This window comes from Micromonospora sp. NPDC049049, assembly GCF_040649115.1.
In the GTDB taxonomy this organism is placed as follows: domain Bacteria; phylum Actinomycetota; class Actinomycetes; order Mycobacteriales; family Micromonosporaceae; genus Micromonospora.
The window spans coordinates 158,614-176,319 of record NZ_JBEZEX010000014.1; the positions used below are offsets into that span (position 1 = coordinate 158,614).

Sequence of the window (17,706 nt, forward strand, 5' to 3'; positions counted from 1 at the left end):
TCGCGTCATTTGTTTCCGAGGTTGATCGGGGTGCGCCGTCGGTTGGCCACGCCCCGCGCGTACGCGGCCATCGCCGTGGCCACCTGCGCCGGGTCGCGGTACTCGGACCGTTGCTGCTGCTGGGGCACTGTCACACCGCCAGGCACGAGGTGCCGTTGCGGCTGGCGTTTGGGCAGGCCGGAGTTGGTGGTCGTGGCGACCTCGGGGGTGTGGGCCTGGGCGGCGGTACGCCAGGCGTCGTCGGCGGGACTGGACCACTGCTGACCGTTCTGGCCGTTCTGGCCGTCGACGACGTCGTTCTGGAACCAGTGGTTGACCTGTTCGAAGATGAGCAGCTCCTCGGTGGGCGCGTCACCCCGGTCCGGCGGTGGGGGAGCCGGTCGGAAGACCGGCGCGGCCGGCAGGGTTCGTTCGGTCGGTGGGCGGCCGGCGGTGGGCTCGGGGCGCGGCTGGTACGGCGGAGGCGGGCTGGGTGTGCGAGCTGCCCGCCGCGACAGCCGGCCGGGTGCGAGCAGGTACTCCTCCGGTGGCAGCGACCGGATGATCGCCGCGGGCAGTGTCGCCTCGGCGAGGATGCCGCGTCGGGGGCCGCGTCGCAGTTGGACGGTGACGCCCAGCCGCGCCGCGAGCTGGCCCACGACGACCAGCCCCATCGCCCGTACGGCGGCCACGTCGATGGCCGGCGGGTGCGCCAGCAGCTCGTTGAGTTGCTGCATCCGCTGCGTGGACAGACCCACGCCCTCGTCGCTGATCTGGACGATGACGCGGTCTCCCAGACTTCGGCCGCTCACCCAGGTCTCGCTGCCCGGCGGCGAGTACGTCGTGGCGTTGTCCATGAGTTCGGCGAGCAGGTGCACGACCTCGTCGACGGTCTTGGCGGCCACCGCGACGTCCCCGTCGATCATGCCGAGTCGGACCCGTGCGTAGTGCTCGATCTGGGACAGCGCTGCCTGGAGCACCTGCTGCAGCGGAACGTCGCGCTGGCGTGCGCGCCCCACGCCGACACCGCCGAGCACCAGCAGGCTGGCGTTGATCCGGCCCATCCGGGTTGCCAGGTTGTCCAGTGTGTACAGCTGGTCGAGCCGGTCGGGGTCGGTTTCGTCCCGCTCGACCAGGTCGACCTGGGCCAGGACGGCGTCGACCAGTCGCTGTTCGCGGCGGCTCAGGTGGATGAAGATGTCGGCGGTGTTGGCGCGCATGACGGCCTGTTCGGCGGCGGTCCGCACGGCGGCCTGGTGCACGGCGCTGAACGCCTGCCCCAGTTCGCCGATCTCGTCGTCGCTGGACGGTTCGAGGGCGGCACTGGACTGCTGATGGGCCAGCTTGTGTGGGTCGACGGCGGCGCTGCCGGGCTGTTGGAGCTGGGCCACCACGGCGGGGAGCTGTTCGAAGGCAACGGCGTTGGCCGCGTCCCGCAGCCGGCGCAGCCGTCGGGTGATCTGCCGTGCGACGGCCCAGGTCACCAACGCGGTCAGGATCAGGGCCAGGAGGACACTGGCCGCCTCGGCGACGGCGCGGCGGCGCTGGTCGGCGTGCGCCGCCCGAACGTCGTCGCGGACCGCGTTGTCGACCCGGGCGCGCAGGTCGGCCAGCCGGGCGGCGCGCGTCTGGGTGGTGGACACCCAGTCGTCGGTTTCCAGTTTCAGTTGCGACCCCGGCTGGGCCCGGGCCACCTCGTCCTGCATCCGTTGCAGGGCCAGCGCCTCCTTGCCGGTGCCGGCCTGCTCCCACCAGATGCTCCAGTCGGGTGGGGCCAGGGCCAGGAACGACAGGCTCGATTCGGTGTAGCTGGTGCGGGCGGCGGTGATGTCCTGCTGCATGGCCGGGGTCAGTTCGCCGCCCGCGACGGCGCGCAGCACGGCCACCTGTTGCTGACCGATGGCCTCGGCCGTCTTCGACAGCGCCGCCGAGGCCCGGATCCCGTCGGCGAGTGGGGCGTCCACCACGCCGTGTGAGACGTTCTCCCGGAAGTTGATGAGGTCGGCGATCGCGATGCGGTAGCTGAAGGTCATCGCCGACACCGACGCGTGCGTGGCGGTGCGCACCTGGGTGCGCAGCGGGGCGAGGCCGTCCAGGGCGGCGTCGATGCGCCGCAGGAGAGCCGAGCTGGTGCCGTTGTCGGTGGCCAGTCGGTCACGCTGCCCGCGGTAGCGGGCGACGGCGTCATCGGTGGCGGCCATCTCCACGCCGAAGGTGTCCTGCTGCTCCGGCCGGGCGTAGGTGAGCAGGTCGGCGGCGGCGATGCGTTCGCGTTGGAGGCGGTAGGCCAGGTCACCGGCCTCGGCACCGACCTGGGCCAGGACCTGCAGGTCGCTGGCGCGGGCCGTCTGGCGGGCGCTCTCGGTCAGTGCGAGACCGGCGAAGCCGATCACGGCGACGAGCGGGGCCGCGACGATGAGCCGCATCCGGCCGGCTATCTTCCAACCGCGTCGGCGGGTCGGGTAGGGTCTGGCCGCGTGGGACCGGGTGCTCGACGCCAAGATTGACTCCCACGACTTCGATGACGGTCTATCCGCACGTTGCCGAATGCAAGTCCCATTCGGCCGGAAGCCGCGCTCATAGACCAGACCTGGCCGTGGTACAAACTGCCCGTACCAGCATCTGTACCCAACGTCAGCGGCCGGTGACGCCGCGAGGTCGAGTTGGCTCGTCGGGTCAGCGCTGGTTGTCGAGGGGTTCGGCCGACGGGTGCCGCCGCTCCGGTTCATCCGGTTCGGGTTGACCGTTGAGCACCTGGCCGATCAGCTCACGCAGCTCGTCGATCGCGTCCACCACGGCGCCCGGGTCGCGCGCGTCGCGCCGGCCGTGCTGGCGCGGCACCTGCTGATCCAGTCGAGCCGGTTCCGGGGCGCGGGGGCCTCGGCGACCGTCGGCCGCCAACTGCTCGGCCGCGACCTGCGGCCACAGCGCGGCCAACTGGCCGCCGGTGCCGAGCACGTCGTCGCAGCGCAGGGCGAACTCGTGACTGCCGAACCGGCGACCTGACTCGACCGCCGCGACCGTCTCCCGGCTGAACCGCACCAGGTCCGCCAGGGCTCGTTGGGTCAGACCCCGTTGGACGCGGCAGTCGCGCAACTCCCGTCGGAACCGCTGACTGGCCGCAGAGTGGGCCGAGCTCGACGGGGACGTGTGCTCCATGCGCTCACCTTCGTGGAACGGACATTCAGCGGCGGACGCCAGATCGAGATTGGCCGATGAGCCGAACATTCACAGAGGGCAATTCTTAACCCAGGAAGCGATGGGTGTGAAGACGTTCACCGGCATGGATCGTCGGGAAAAGCCGGAAAGATTCTCGCCGGACCCGGCGCTGGCGCTGAGGCGCGCCGGGTGAAACGGGCCGACGCCGACCCACCCCACCCTCGACCCGTCCGCAGGTCAGCACCGCTGGAGCCGGTGCCCGCTCAGCCCGCGCGCACTTCGGCCGTCGTGCCGTTCCGTGCCGCCGGCACGTCGGTGGGCGCCGGGACGTCGATTATCGCGAGCAGCGTGCGGTGCGCACGAAACGCGACATTGTGTTTGTACGACCGATGTTGCTCCGGTGACAACCTCAGCTCGGGAATGGCTTCGGCGAGTCGGCTGAGGGCGATTATGGCTTCAAGTCGCGCCAGTCCCGCGCCGATGCAGAAATGTGGACCGTGGCCGAACGACAGGTGATTACCCACATCGGCCCGGTGTGGGTCGAACCGGTCCGGATCATGGAACGCCGCCGGGTCCCGGTTCGCCGCGCCGATCAACAGCAGGCAACGCTCCCCGGCGGGGATCGTCACCGTCCCCACCGTGACATCGCGGGTGGTCACCCGCAGCCAGCCGTCGATGGCGGGCGCGAACCGGAGCGTCTCACCCACGAAGGCGGGGACGAGCCCCGGGTCCGCGGTGATCGCCGACCAGCGCTGGGGAGCGGAGAGGGCCTGGTCGAGGGCGTGGGCGAGCAACCCGGCGGTGGTCTCGTGGCCCGCGACCAGGAGGTTGAAGGCGAGGCTCGCCACCTCGGGCACCGTCAGCACGCTGTCGTCGTCGTCCCGGTAGTCCAGGGCGCGGCTGATGAAGTCCTCGCCCCGGTGTCCACTGTCCACCCGCTGGCGGACCAGATCCTCGCAGTAGTGCCAGAACTCCAGCAGGTCCTGGGCCAGGCGTACCTGCTCGGCCGGGTCCGGCTGCCCCCAGATGAGGGCGATCTGCCCGTCCGCCCAACTCCGGATCCGCCCGATGTCGGCGTCGGGCACCCCGAGGATGTCCAGGACCACCAGCAGGGGAAGCTCGGTCGCGAACTCCGGGATCAGGTCGACCTGGTCGCCCTGGCGGGCGGCGAGACGGGACACCAACTGGTCGACCCGGCGTCGGATGATCGCGCCGTACTCTGCCTCGACCCGCTCGGCGGTGTTCGCGAAGGTCGCCCGTAGGGCCCGCCGGGTACGCGGGTGTGTCGGTGGGTCCGCCGCGGCCGTCGTGGGTGGCGCGTCGATCTGCATGATGACGTTCAGCGCCGGTGGACACACCTCGTAGACCGGGGCGAGGGTGAGGGCGTTGGCGAATGTCGTGGCGTCGGCGAGGGCCCGTCGGACGTCCGCGTGCCGGCTGATCAGCCACAGGCCCAGATCCTCGGCGTAGTGCACCCCGGCAGGATCGTCGAGAATGCGCCGCCACATGCTCGCCGGATCGGCGAGATAGACCCCGGTAAACGGATTCAACCGCATGGAAAGCCTCCTGGTGCACGCGGCGCGAAATCGGCAGCGCCCCATTGGCGATCCACTTCAGTCTGGCCGATAATGGCGTGCATCTGCCTCTGGCTCTTTACGGTGCGCTGGTCGGCCGTACAAGTCAAGATTGCTTATCGTCTATTTATTGGTCGGCATAATTGCGTGTTGCAACAGCCGAGTGAATCTGGCCGGATGCAAGTTGCGGCTCGGTCCTTGCCCTGAAGCCGACCCGGCCGGGCGGTGCAATCAACTCGCCGCTTTCGCTCATGATCGGGGAAACGACACCCGAGACGAGGAGTGACGCCGGGGCCCGGTCACCGACCGTGCCGAAGACCCTGGCGCTGATGAAATCGCCTCGGCGGAGTCGGCCCGCGACACCGTCCACGCCTCGCGGGGGTTCCGGTCCACGCCGGAACCCCCGCCCTTCTTTCGTCGTGACGGCCGGTCAGTGCCCAGCGGTCAGGGCGCCCACGGGGTGGCGATGTTCCATGTGCTGTCGGCGGTCCACGACGTCGGCGTGTTGTACGCGTCGCCGCCGGCGCCGTTGCTCAGCCAGACCTCCGCGTTGTAGTGCCGCAGGTACCTGCCCCGGAAGTTGTACGACTCCAGCGACATGCCGGTGCCGGTCAGCCCGGTGCGGGCGCACCAGGTGGCGTCGGCGCGCAGCAGCGCGGAGCCGTCGTCCGGCGAGTTGCGGACCCGGGAGTTCTGGTGGCGCAGGTACTGCCCGGGAAAGTTGACCGACTCGAACGAGAAGCAACCGGAACCGGCCAGGCCGGGCCTGATGGTGTACGTGGCGTCGGCCTTGAGCAGGCTGGAACTCGCGGCGTCGACCACCTCCGTGTAGGCCAGGCTGTCCTGGTGACGCAGGTAGCGGTTGGTGAAACCGGGCGTGGTCACCTGCAACGACCGGCGGGTGTTGACGGGCAGGGCGACGGGTGCCGAACTGCCGATGGTCTTCGAGGCGTTGATCAGGGCGGTGTTGGCGGCGCGTACGCGCGCCTGGTCCATTTTGATCACCTGGCGGTCGTAGGTGAGGAACCCGTTCAGCTCACCCTCCAGGTCGGTGATCTCGGTGTAGATCGAGGCGCTGAGCCCCTTGCCGAGCATCAGGTTCTGGGTGCCCTGCACCAGCCCCACGTACCGGTCGGTGAGGGCGGTCGAGCTGGACTGCCACTCGTAGGCGAAGAAGCTGCCGCTCGGGCTGTACTCGTGGCCCGGCGTGTGCAGGCCCAGGCCGCCGAACTCGCCGAGCACCGCGATCCGGCTGCTCGACGGTACGGGCGAGTCCGGGCCGAGGTAGACGTGCCAGTCGTCGATGTCGCCGTTGCCGGGGTTGCCGAGGGACTGGCAGCAGTTGTGGCCGCTGTGCGGGTTGACCAGACGTGTCGGGTCCTGGTTCTTGATGTTCTGCGCGACCCGCCGGGTGTCGGCGAGGGACCGCTCGCCCCAGCCCTCGTTGTAGGGCGTGTACGCGATCACGGCGGGTGAGCTGCGGTGCTCGTCGACGATCTCGCGTGCCTCGGCCTCGAACTGCGCCTGCTGGGCGTCGGTGGGGTTGACGTCCTGTGCCGTCAGCGACGGGATGTCCTGCCACACCAGCAGTCCGAGCCGGTCCGCGTGGTAGAACCAGCGCTGCGGCTCGACCTTGATGTGCTTGCGCACCATGTTGAAGCCCAGGTCCTTGTGTTTCTGAAGGTCGAAGGCGAGGGCGGCGTCGGTGGGCGCGGTGTAGAGCCCGTCCGGCCAGAAGCCCTGGTCGAGGGTGCCGACCTGGAACACGAACTGGCCGTTGAGCTTGGGACGCAGCACCCCGTTGACCAGGCCGGTGGTGATCTCCCGCATGCCGAAGTAGTGCGTGGTCCGGTCCACTGTGGCGCCGGTGGTGCCGCGCACTGTCACCCGGAGGTTGTAGAGGAACGGGTCGTCGGGTGACCAGCGGCGGGCGTTGGGCACCGGCACGCTGAAGTCGGTGAAGCCGCCGGTGGCCGAGCCGACCACCGTGGTGCCGTTCAGCGCCTCGGCGAGCACGCTGTGGCCGCTCACGTCGCCCCGGGTGAAGACCCGGACCCGCACTGTGTTGTTGCTCAGGTTCGGGTAGACGTCCACGCTGCTGATCGAGGCGGCGGGCACCGGCTCCATCCAGACCGTCTGCCAGATGCCGGAGCTGGGGGTGTAGAAGATCCCGCTGGGTGTCTTGGTCTGCTTGCCGATGGCGGGCAGGCTGCCGTTCTGCCGGGTGTCGGTGGGGTCCCAGACCTTGACGACGATCTCGTTCGTCCCGGCGGTGAGCTGGGGCGTCACGTCGAAGGTGAAGGCGTCGTAGCCGCCGGTGTGCGCGCCGACGCGGACACCGTTGACCCAGACGGTGCTCTGCCAGTCGACGGCGCCGAAGTGCAGCAGGGTGCGCCGACCCGACCAGTTCGCCGGGATGGTGACGGTGCGTCGGTAGAACAGGTAGTTGCGGTTGTCGTTGGCGGCCCGCTGGATGCCGGACAGGGCGCTCTCCACCGGGAACGGCACGTTGACCCGCTCGGGCAGGTTGGTGCCGAACTGCGGCGCGTCGTCGGTCGTCGACTGGCGTAGCTGCCACTCGCCGTTGAGGTTGAGCCAGTCCGGCCGCGTCATCTGGGGTCGCGGGTACTCGGGCAGTGGGGTGCCGGTCAGGGCCTGGCTGGTCCAGGGGGTGGTCAGTGGTGGCGTCTTGGCCGGTGCGGCGTACGCCGGCGAGGCGGGCGCGGTGAGGACGCCGGCGACCAGGGTGAGGATGAGCAGCAGTGGCAGGGCGGGGCGGATGGGGACGTGACGTGTCATGCCGTCTCCGGGGGGCGAGTCGCCGCGGGCGGTGCAGCCAGGCCCGAAGCGCGTGGGTGGTGGGCATCGGGTGGTCATTGACGGGGGACGGGCGTCAGCGACGGATGTCGGTGGGATTTCCACGCGCCAACGGCGGCGGAATATTGACATCCATCATCACCTGTATAACGTTATAGAGCCGCGCCGACCCTCCCGTCAATGCCTGTTCATCAATGTCCGGTCGGCCCGCCTGTCGAATTCGCGAAAGGTTGGGGATGGGCGTCAACCTGAAGGACATCGCCCAGCGCGCCGGTGTCTCGCTGGCCACGGTCTCCAACGTGGTGAACGGGTACCGGCCGGTGGGGGAGCGGACCCGACAGCGGGTGCAGCAGGCGATCGACGAACTCGGCTACAGCCCCAACCTCGGCGCCCGGCACCTCCGTCGGGGCCGTACCGGCCTGATCGCCCTGGCCGTCCCGGAACTGACCAACCCGTACTTCGCCGAGCTCGCCGAGATCGCCATCTCCGAGGCCGCCGTGCTCGGCTACACGCTCGTCATGGAGAACACCGCAGCGGACCGGGAGGCGGAGATGGCGCTCCTCGACGGCTCGCGACAGCGCATCATCGACGGCCTGATCCTCAGCCCGGTGCGCATCGGCCGGGAGGAGGTGCTGGCCCGGTCGGCCGGCAGCCCACTCGTGCTGATCGGCGAGGGCGTCTACGACGTGCCACACGACCACATCGCCATCGACAACGTCGCGGCCAGCCATGCGGCGATCCGGCACCTCGTGGCGATCGGCCGCCGCCGGATCGCGTTCATCGGCGCCACGCCGGGAGGTGACCGGCAGTCGGCCCACCTGCGGGTCCGGGGTTACCGGGAGGCCCTGGCGGCCGCCGGCCTGCCGTACCGACAACGGCTGGTGGCCCGCACCGACGCGTTCGGTCGGCTCGACGGCATGCGCGCCATGCGTGACCTGCTCGCCCTCGGTGATCCGCCGGACGCGGTGTTCGGTTACAACGACCTGGTCGCCATCGGCGCGCTGCGGGCGCTGGCCGAGGCCGGTCACCGGGTGCCCGAGGACGTCGCGGTGGTCGGGATCGACGACATCGAGGAGGGACGGTTCACTGCCCCGACCCTCACCACGATCGCCCCGGACAAGAGGGAGATCGGCCGTCTCGCGGTGCGCCGCCTCGTCGCCCGCATCGAGGGCGCGGAGGTCGCGGGGCCGCTGACAGTGCAGACACCGTTCCGGCTTCTCCGCCGGGAGAGCACCGGCACGCCGGACGCCTGACCACCGGTCGCCCGCGCGCCGTGCGAGATCCATACCGCCGGTGGTACGACCCAGAGAGGATGACCCGCTAGATCCACAGACCTCAATATGATGACCGCTATCTCGACTGCGGTGCGCTCACGAGGCGTGCCATCCTGATGCGGAGGAATGCATGGTTCGCTGGCGTACCCTCACTGGCCTGCTGGCCACCGCGTTGGCCGCGGTGACCGCGGCCAGCCTCACCCTCACCGCGCCGGCCGCCGCGGCCGACAGCCCCATCACGCCGAACGTCGTCGGTGGCACCCGCGCCGCGCAGGGCGAGTTCCCGTTCATGGTCCGTCTCTCGATGGGCTGCGGCGGGGCGCTGTACAGCCCCCGGCTGGTGCTCACCGCGGCGCACTGCGTGGGCGCGACCGGCACCAACACCAGCATCACCGCGACGCTCGGGACGGTCGACCTCCAGTCGTCCAGCCGGATCACCGTCCGGTCCAACTACGTCTACCGCGCCCCCGGCTACAACGGCGCCGGCCGCGACTGGGCGCTGATCCGGCTGGCCAGCCCCGTCACCGGACTGAGCACGCTGCCGATCGCCAGCACCACCGCGTACGACAGCGGCACCTTCACCGTGGCCGGCTGGGGCGCCGCCCGCGAGGGCGGCAGCCAGCAGCGGTACCTGCTCAAGGCGACAGTGCCGTTCGTCAGCGACTCCACCTGCAACGCCAACTACGGCGGGGATCTCATTCCCGCCCAGGAGATCTGCGCCGGCTATGCCAGCGGCGGCACGGACACCTGCCAGGGCGACTCGGGTGGCCCGATGTTCCGCCGCGACGCCTCCAACGCCTGGATCCAGGTCGGCATCGTCAGCTGGGGCAACGGCTGCGCCCGGCCCAACTACCCGGGTGTCTACACCCAGGTGAGCTACTTCGCCTCGTCCATCGCCTCGGCCGCGGCGAGCCTCGGCGGCTGACCGTACGACGGGACGGCCACCCAGCGCGTTGGTCGCCCCGCCACCGCTCGGGCGGCCCGGACGACACGGTCCGGGTCGCCCGTCCGTGCCGTCCCGACGCGCGGGCGGCGAGTGGGCCACCCGACAGAAACGGCGGGCCGTCAGTGCGCCGTCCTCCGCAGCGGCGATGATGGGCCGGTGAAGATCCTGTCCATCCAGTCGTCTGTCGCCTACGGTCACGTCGGCAACTCGGCGGCGGCCTTTCCGCTGCAACGCCTCGGGCACGAGGTCTGGCCGGTCCTGACCGTGCACTTCTCCAACCACACCGGCTACGGGGCGTGGCGGGGCCCGATGCTCCCGGCGTCGGACGTGGCCGAGGTGATCGCGGGCATCGAGGACCGGGGCGTCCTCGGCAGCGCCGACGCGGTGCTCTCCGGCTACCAGGGCGACCCGGCCGTGGGCGCGGTGATCCTCGACGCGGTGGCGACGGTGAAGGCGACCAACCCGGCCGCCGTGTACTGCTGCGACCCCGTGATGGGCGACGCCGGCCGGGGCATGTTCGTCCGGCCGGGGATTCCGGAGTACCTACGGGACACCGTCGTGCCCCGTGCGGACATCATCACGCCGAACCACTTCGAGCTGGACTTCCTCGCCGGTCGCACCACGAACTCGCTCGCCGAGGTGCTGGACGCGGTCGACGTGGTGCGGGCGACCGGGCCACGGCACGTCCTGGTGACCAGCGTGCTCCACGGCGACCTGCCCCCGGACTCGCTGGAGGTGGTGGCGGTCTCCGACGAGGGCGCCTGGGCGGTGACCACGCCGCTGCTGCCGATCAACCCGAACGGTGGGGGCGACGTCACCGCGGCGCTGTACCTCGCCCACCTGTGGACGACCGGCTCACCCGCGACCGCGCTGGAACGCACCATCGCCTCCGTCTACGCGGTGCTCGAGGCCACTCTCGCGGCGGGCACCCGGGAGATCCAGCTGATCGCGGCGCAGGACGTGATCGCCGACCCGCCGGCCCGGTTCACCGCCCGCCGTCTGCGCTGACGGCGGGTCCCGGACCGGCTGCGTCGCCGACGGTCGCGGACCGGTGGCGGTCAGCGGCCCTCGGGAACGGCCATCTCGCCGAGCAGCGACCAGTCCTCCTGCGGCACCGTGGCGTTCACGATCCGCGGGGTCTCGGCCAGGTACGGCGGCAGAGTCTCCTGGGCCGCGCGGAAATGCGCCGACTGTACGTGCGCCCCGCCGGCCTGGTCGTCGCGGAACGCCTCGACCAGCACGTACTCGGTGGGATCGTCCACGCTGCGGGACCAGTCGAACCACAGGCAGCCCGGCTCCGCCCGGGTCGCCTCGGTGAACTCGGCGGCGATCTGCGGCCACCGGTCGGCGTGCTCGGCAAGGACCCGGAACTTGGCGGTAATGAAGATCATGGCCCCAGGCTACCCAGCCGGGCGGGCACGGGCGACGACCTCCTCGGGTGTCAACGGCGCCTTCGGGTGGTGCGTCAGGCACAGCGGGGTACGGACCTTCACGAACGAGAACCCCTCCCCGGCGGCGTAGAACTCGCCGCTGTTGAGCAGGCCGATGTCCGGCAGCCGCCCGCCCTTGGCCTCGGCGAGCTGGCGGGCCGCGTCGATCTGCGCCGGCGCGTTGAGCAGCCCGAAGAACTGCGTCGTCGCGTTGCCGGAGATCTGGTTGTGCAGACCCTTGGGCGCCTGGGTGGCGAAGACCAGCCCGAGCCCGTACTTGCGGGCCTGCGAGGCCAGCGCGATCGAGCTGGCGGTGCAGGCGGTGGTGCCGGTCGAGGGCGCGAGCGTCTGCGCCTCGTCCATCACGAACAGCCCACCCAGCGGCCGGTCACCGGCGGGGTGCCGCTTGATCCACGCGAAGAGCGCCATCTGCAACTGGTTGACGAAGCTCTGCCGCTCCTGGTCGGAGGTCAGGCCGACGAAGCTGATCACCGAAACCCGGGCCCGCCTCCCCGCCGACGGCGTCAGCAGCAACCCCGGGTCGGCCGGCGCGCCGACCCCGCCGAAGAGCGGATCGGTGACCATCGCCGCCTTGAGCGCCTCGGCCAACTCCTCGGCGAGCTTCCCGGCACGGGCCAGCCGACTGACCCCCTCGGGCAGATCGGTGAGGAACTCGGTGAAGCCGGGCAGGCCGACCATCCCGCTCCGCGCGTACGCCTGGAGTGCCTCGGTGAGCACGGCCTTGCCCTGCTGGGCGAGCCGGCCGGAGCGGTCCACGCCCGCCCGTGGCGCGAGCGCCTCCACGGCGGAGCGGACGGCCTGGTCGAACTCGTCGGGCCAGTCCCGCAGGGAGGTGAAGTCGGGCAGCGGCTGGAAGCTCAGCGGCCGACCGGCGGTGACCCGGGGCGTCCACACCACCACCTCGGTGTGTGCGAGGTAGTCGGCGGCGCGTTCGGCGTCGCCGGGGCCCCAGCCGGCCGGCGGGTCGGGCCACGGGTCGCCGAGCCGGGCCAGGTCGTTGTTGGGATCGAGCACGATCGCGGAGACCCCCTCGCGGGCGCACTCCTCGACCAGCCGGCGGATCAGCACCGTCTTGCCCGAGCCGGACCCGGCGAACACGACGGCGTGGCGACGCAGCGACTCCAGGGGAACCGTGAAGGGGTGAGCGCCGTCGACGGTCCGGCCCAGCCCGACCGCCCGACCGCCCTCGCCGACCACGAGGTCGGCCTGGTCAGCGGGTATGGGCTCGGCCACCGCACCGGTCGACACATCGGCGGGAGCGTCGGCCTCCGACACCTGCGACGGGTCAGATTCAGGACCACCGGACGGCGGCTCGTCGTCGGGCGTCGGCGGCTGGGCGCCGCCGCGCGTCCCGTCGGGCCCGGGCAGGACCGCGCGGAACAGTTCGGTGCCGCTGGCCGGACGGCGGGCCACCAGCCACTCCTGCAGGGCCGTGGACGGTTCGGCCGCCATCACCCGCAGGGCCGCGAAGACCCGCAGGTCCGCCTCCGACACGGCACACCGCAGGCCGCCGGCCGCGTCGAAGCCGGTCAACACCTCGGTCGTACGCTTCCCGGTCGGCCACGGACCGTTGCGCAGCAGGATCAGCCGCCGTTGTGGCAGGTCCCGGTCCAACCCGGCGAGGGTGCAGGCGGCCTTGACCCGGGCGGTGACGGCGATGGCATTGGGGTGCGCGATGGCCCGGAAGCACCAGTGCGCCTCGTTCTCGGTGGCCTCGTCGAGCACCTCGATGAGCCGCCCGTGCAGCGCGGGTTTACGGCCGGGCGGCGGATCGTACTTGTAGGTGGCGCCGGTCGGCGCCTGCTCGGCGATCCAGGCGGCGAGGCCGGCGGCGAGCAGCGGCGGCATGTGCTCGTCCTCGCCCGTCGGGTCGACTGCGGCCGACACGTCCGCGGCCTCGACCAGTTCGACGAACCGCGCGTCCAACTCGTGCAGGCGGCGCTCGTCCGTCGTCGGATCGGCGGAGGCGCCACGGGCGGTGCTGACGGTCGGCGTCGAGTCGGCGCCGTCGATGAGCCGATCCAGCTCGATCACGTCGTCGCGATCACGGCACCAGGCGATGTGGCGGTCCACCCGTCGGAGCAGGGCGCGTGGCGTCAGGGTGGGTGCGTCGGCGAAGGCGGCGGGGGCGATCGGCCAGGTGGGGTGCGGTGGCCCGAAGTACATTCCCGCGTAGGCGGCGGCGAGGCGCTTCGCCACGATGGCCTGTCCGATCTCCGGGGTGGGGATCCGGTCCGGCAGGTGCGCCGTACGGAAGCGGTCGGCGACCGGGGTGGGCGCGGTGCGGGTCATCAGCACCCAGGTGTCCGGCAGGCACGAGACGACGACCAGCGTGCGGCGGGTGATGTCGCGGAGCTTGAGCAGGCCGTCGGCGATCGGGCCGAGCACCTTGGCCTGGCCGTCCTCCAGACCCTGATGCTGGTTGAGCAGTGAGGTGCTGGTCTGGGCGAACAGCGTGTCGAGCTGGTCCACGGCGATGACAGTGGGGTCCAGGGTCAGGGCCATCAGCCGGGAGATGTCCTGCACGACCTGCTGGGGGGTGCGGATCGCGGCGCTCAGTCCCCACGCCGCTCGTGCGACCGGGTCACCCGGTTCGGAGATCAGGTGGGCGTAACCGACGTCCTGTGCCTCGAAGTCGATGGCGCCGTGCAGGACGAGCGCCCGAGCGGTGTCCTGCGCGTCCCGCCCGACCTCCCGATCGCGCTCGCGCAGCGCCCAGATGAAGGTGTCGAGGTGCGCACGGGTCACCGGTCGGGTGCCGGCGACCGCGTCGCGCACCTCCACCGGCAGGCCGAGCTGGGGGGTGAGTCGACGCAGGAAGGTCTTCAACTGGGTGCCCCAGCCGACGTGGGGGCGGCCCATCCCCTCCACCAGGGCCAGGGCCACGCTCTCCCAGAACGTCTTGCCACTGACCATGTCGACCAGGAAGAAGTAGCCGCCGTCGCCCTGGATCCGTTCGCGGACCGCCCCGAGCAGGTGCGTCTTGCCGGCACCCGCGCGGCCCTGCATGGCCACGCCGAGCGGCATGCTCGTGTCGTCGGTGCGGGCCCGCGCCACCCCGCGCAGGATCTCCGCGGCCACCTTCTCGTGCAGCTCCGGCACGTTGTGTGGGCTGGGTCGCCAGACGTCGTCCGGGGTGACCGCCGGGTTGAGACTGACCGCGTCCAGCGCGGCCCGATGGTCTTCCGAGATCATGCCGGGCCGATCGCCAGGGCGTGGTTGTCCTCGTTCCCGATGCGCACGGCCGCAGCCCGGTCCCGTGCGGTCAGTGACTTGGTGTTCGCCACCGGGATGATGCGGACGTCCTCTCGGCCGACCATCGCCCGCAACGCCGCGTCGAGGGCGGCCCGGTCGGTGTCGGCGAGTCGGTCGCGGACGTCGGCGAGGCCGACCCACGCGCCCGGCGCGGTGGCCAGATCCCGGTACGCCGAGCGGACCAGTGCCTCCACCTCCGCAGCGGACACCGGTGCCGCCGGTGCGGCGGTCGCCCTCACAGTGGGTGCCGGTGCTTCGGGTCGCGGCTCGTTGACGGTGGCCGTTGCCCCGGTCTGCTTGAAGAAGTCGCCGTGGCTGACCCGGAGCCGGTCCAGCGAACGGTGCAGGTTGGACAGGACGACGAACAGGGACCGGGTCGTCGAGCCACCCGCCTTCGGCGGCGCGGCGGTGTGCAGCTGACGTGCCACCCGCCAGCCCTGCTCGGTCAGCTCGTGGGCGAACGGCCGGTGCGTCCGATCGGTGTCGACCAGGCCCAGGTCGACGAGCTTCGTGTTGTCCTTGCCGGTCAGTGTGAAACCGGCCAGCTCTTTCAGCTCGACGTTGGTGAGTCGGCGTGCCTCGACCATCAGCACCACGAGGGCGTTGATCTGGTTCGGCGTCAGGTGCGGGACGTCCGCCGGGCTCGTCATGATGTCTCATCTCCGTGGGGGTGCGTGCCGCCCGCACGTCGCCGGACCAGCAGCCGACGGATCCCGTCGACCACCGCCGGCGCGTCGGTGAGCACCTGCTCGTTGGTGAAGCGGAGCACGTCCAGCCCGAGGAGTTGCAGCTGCACGTCTCTCCGCCGGTCGTTGGCGAAAGCGATTCGCCCACGATGCTCCGGGCCGTCCACCTCGACCGCAAGACCCTCTGTGGGCCAAAACAGATCCAGACGGTACGCCGCGGCCAGGACGTGCCACTCGTAGGTCTGGTTCCACAGCCGGCCCCGCGCCCAGTCGTGCGGCGCGAGCGCGCGTTCCAACGCCTGTTCGGCGGGGCTGTCACCGCGGGGTACGCCGGCGATCGGGGGCCAGGCCAGCACCGTCGACTCCGGCTCGGCGGCGGTGGCCGGGAGCCGTTCGGTAGTGCCGGCCAGACCGGTGAACCGCGACGGCACCGGCATCGGCACCGCGCGCACCCGGTCGGCGTGGCGCAACGGCCCGCCGGCCAACCACACTGTGAAGCCACCGTGCCGCACGAGCCACTCGGCGGTGGCCACCAGCGTCCGCTCGGCGTCGGCGTCCAGGTCGGGCAGGGCCACCACCAGCACGCAGCTCTCCCGGTCGTACGCGCCGGAGATCACCCGGGCGAGCCCGGCGGCACGTACCCCCGGGGCGAAGCGGGACCGGCCGGCGGGGCGGCGCGGGCCGCGCAGCCCCCGCTCGGCGAGGTCGGCCAGGAACGGGCCGAAGTGCCGGGAGCGGGCGGCGGTACGGGCCGCGAGTGCCCGCACCGCCGCCACACTGAGCGCGCCCTCGCTGTCGAGATGGTCGGCCCCCGTCAGCCAGCGGGGGAACATCGCGAGGGCAGCGGTGTCCAGTTGGTCGAGCAGAGTGTCCACGAGGTCACCGAGAGAACCCGTCACAGCGGGCCGGTAGTGCACCATCGCGGCGGCTGCCGGGGGTAACGGGTCGAGTGCCACCCGCAGCAGTTCCGGGTCGATGCCCGGCAGGTGACTGACTCGCCCCGTCGGCGGGGCAGCCCACCAGGCCCTGCTGGCGTCGCCGTCGGGGCGGACGGGGTGTGCCATGGCGGCACCCTACGACAGCGCCGGGTGCGGCCGGGACCCCTCGGTGGCGAGGGGCCCCGGCCCCGCCCGCCGCTCAGCGCAGCCGGCGGATGTCGCCGTACGCGCGGTAGTAACCACCGCGGCTGGACTCGCGCACCTCGGTCACCAGATAGCGGGCGCCCGGCTCGCGGATCCCCTTGGGGAACTGCACCGACCAGTCGCGCCGGTAGCCGTCGGAGAGCACCTGAACCCGCAGCCGCCCCCGATCGTCGCGACACTGCACGACCACGCCCGCGCCCGAGTCGCTGGTCACCTCGACGATCGTCGGTTGCACCGGCTGGGGCGCCTGGCGGGGGGCCTTGATGTCGCGTACCTCGGGCACGTTTCCGGCCTGTGCGGCGCGGATCGCCGGCTCGCTCGCGTCGATGCAGGCCAGATGGCCGCCGGTGGTGACGACGTAGAGCCGGTCGTCGTGGTACTGCATGGAGTACGCCGAGCCGCAGCCGGTGCCGAGCTTCCACAGTCGGGTGCCGGCCGCGTCGAAGCAGTAGATCGAGGACTGGCTGTCACCGGCGAAGACGTACTCGCCGCCCTCGGCGGTGGCGCAGGAGAAGACCGGGGCGTCGCAGCGGTAGGTGCGGTCGAGCCTCCCCGACTTGGACAGCCGCACCACCTCGCGGGTGCCCGTCCCGGCGAACACACTGCCGTGCTCCTGCCAGCCGAAGAGCACCGAACCGGTGGTGGTGTGCCACAGTTCGCTGCCGGTACGCCATTCGTAGCCGGTCACGCCCCGCGAGTGGCCGTGGTAGATGGCGTCGTCGTCGCACCGCACCATCCAGGCCGAACGCCCGCGACCGGGGCGACGCCACAGGAACTCGTCCTCGTGGTCGACCGCGGTGATCCCGCCGTCGGCGTCGGAGACGCCGAGGACGCCGTCGTGGATGTCCAGCCAGTAGATGTCGATCTCCGGGGCGATCGCGTACGCCACGCGGGGCACCTTGCCGGACAGGTCGTAGACGTTGCCGTCGTCGCAGCCGGCGTAGATCCAGGCGTCGTCGGCGACAATGCACTTGACCCCGTCGGGAAGGCGGACCTGGCTGCGCACCTGGGCGTTGTGGTCGAGCGTGGTGATGACTCCGTGCTCGTTGCCGACCATGCAGTGCTGCCCGTCGACGAAGATGCCGAAGGCGGGGGCGCCGGAGTCGTAGCGCCAGAGCACCGGGGCGGTGTGGGCGGTGGAGCGGGTGCTGACGATCTGCCGCCGCGACACGGTGCGCTTCTGACGCACGCCGGGGACCGCCGGCGCGTAGCCCTTGCGGACCTTCTCTCCGATCTTCTTCGCCGCGGCGGCCCGGGCCCGGGCGTTGTCCGGATAGGCGCTGGCCTTGACCTGCCCCTGGTCGCCGATCCGGCCGTAGCGCACCGTCAGCGTGGCGTTGTCGACGATGACCTCGTAGAACTTGTGTGCACCATCCACTTCGGACAGTTCGAGGTAGGTCGTCTCCTGGGACATGGGGGGCCT

12 protein-coding genes are annotated in these 17,706 nt (G+C 71.3%); 3 read left to right on the plus strand and 9 right to left on the minus strand.

What is annotated here, in order from left to right:
• Positions 1-5 precede the first annotated feature (5 nt).
• From AB0B68_RS16885 to AB0B68_RS16900, 4 genes are all read right to left on the minus strand, one after another.
• Complete coding sequence (locus AB0B68_RS16885) at positions 6-2,405, minus strand: nitrate- and nitrite sensing domain-containing protein (protein ID WP_357198685.1); 2,400 nt, start codon at positions 2,403-2,405, stop codon at positions 6-8.
• 250 nt (positions 2,406-2,655) lie between these two features.
• Entirely contained in the window at positions 2,656-3,138 is a 483-nt protein-coding gene (locus AB0B68_RS16890; protein WP_357198687.1) for a helix-turn-helix transcriptional regulator, read from the minus strand.
• Between the two features lie 263 nt (positions 3,139-3,401).
• Complete coding sequence (locus AB0B68_RS16895) at positions 3,402-4,694, minus strand: cytochrome P450 (protein WP_357198689.1); 1,293 nt, start codon at positions 4,692-4,694, stop codon at positions 3,402-3,404.
• 462 nt (positions 4,695-5,156) lie between these two features.
• Positions 5,157-7,511: an AbfB domain-containing protein gene (locus AB0B68_RS16900; protein WP_357198693.1), complete on the minus strand. Its 2,355-nt coding sequence runs from the start codon at positions 7,509-7,511 to the stop codon at positions 5,157-5,159.
• Between the two features lie 254 nt (positions 7,512-7,765).
• On the opposite strand from AB0B68_RS16900, the gene AB0B68_RS16905 reads away from it, so the two are divergent.
• The 3 genes from AB0B68_RS16905 (at position 7,766) to pdxY (ending at position 10,757) form a co-directional block, all read left to right on the plus strand.
• On the plus strand, positions 7,766-8,782 hold the full coding sequence (locus AB0B68_RS16905; RefSeq protein ID WP_357198696.1) for a LacI family DNA-binding transcriptional regulator: 1,017 nt from the start codon (positions 7,766-7,768) through the stop codon (positions 8,780-8,782).
• Between the two features lie 151 nt (positions 8,783-8,933).
• Positions 8,934-9,728, plus strand: coding sequence for a serine protease (locus tag AB0B68_RS16910; RefSeq protein WP_357198698.1), 795 nt, complete (start codon positions 8,934-8,936; stop codon positions 9,726-9,728).
• Between the two features lie 177 nt (positions 9,729-9,905).
• On the plus strand, positions 9,906-10,757 hold the full coding sequence (gene pdxY, locus AB0B68_RS16915; RefSeq protein ID WP_357198700.1) for a pyridoxal kinase PdxY: 852 nt from the start codon (positions 9,906-9,908) through the stop codon (positions 10,755-10,757).
• A 50-nt stretch (positions 10,758-10,807) separates the two neighbouring features.
• Here pdxY and AB0B68_RS16920 read toward each other — a convergent pair whose 3' ends face one another.
• From AB0B68_RS16920 to AB0B68_RS16940, 5 genes are all read right to left on the minus strand, one after another.
• A complete protein-coding gene (locus tag AB0B68_RS16920; protein WP_357198703.1) occupies positions 10,808-11,140 on the minus strand; it encodes a putative quinol monooxygenase in 333 nt (110 codons plus the stop codon).
• Positions 11,141-11,149: 9 nt separating this feature from the next.
• Positions 11,150-14,395, minus strand: a complete 3,246-nt coding sequence (locus AB0B68_RS16925; RefSeq protein WP_357198705.1) for a DUF87 domain-containing protein — start codon at positions 14,393-14,395, stop codon at positions 11,150-11,152.
• Positions 14,392-15,105 (minus strand): hypothetical protein, encoded by a 714-nt coding sequence (locus tag AB0B68_RS16930; protein WP_357198707.1) that lies wholly within the window; start codon positions 15,103-15,105, stop codon positions 14,392-14,394. The genes AB0B68_RS16925 and AB0B68_RS16930 overlap by 4 nt, the downstream gene beginning before the upstream one ends.
• Entirely contained in the window at positions 15,102-16,205 is a 1,104-nt protein-coding gene (locus AB0B68_RS16935) for a DUF559 domain-containing protein (RefSeq protein ID WP_357260855.1), read from the minus strand. The genes AB0B68_RS16930 and AB0B68_RS16935 overlap by 4 nt, the downstream gene beginning before the upstream one ends.
• A 73-nt stretch (positions 16,206-16,278) precedes the next feature.
• Positions 16,279-17,697: a PQQ-binding-like beta-propeller repeat protein gene (locus AB0B68_RS16940; RefSeq protein WP_357260858.1), complete on the minus strand. Its 1,419-nt coding sequence runs from the start codon at positions 17,695-17,697 to the stop codon at positions 16,279-16,281.
• Positions 17,698-17,706: the final 9 nt, after the last annotated feature.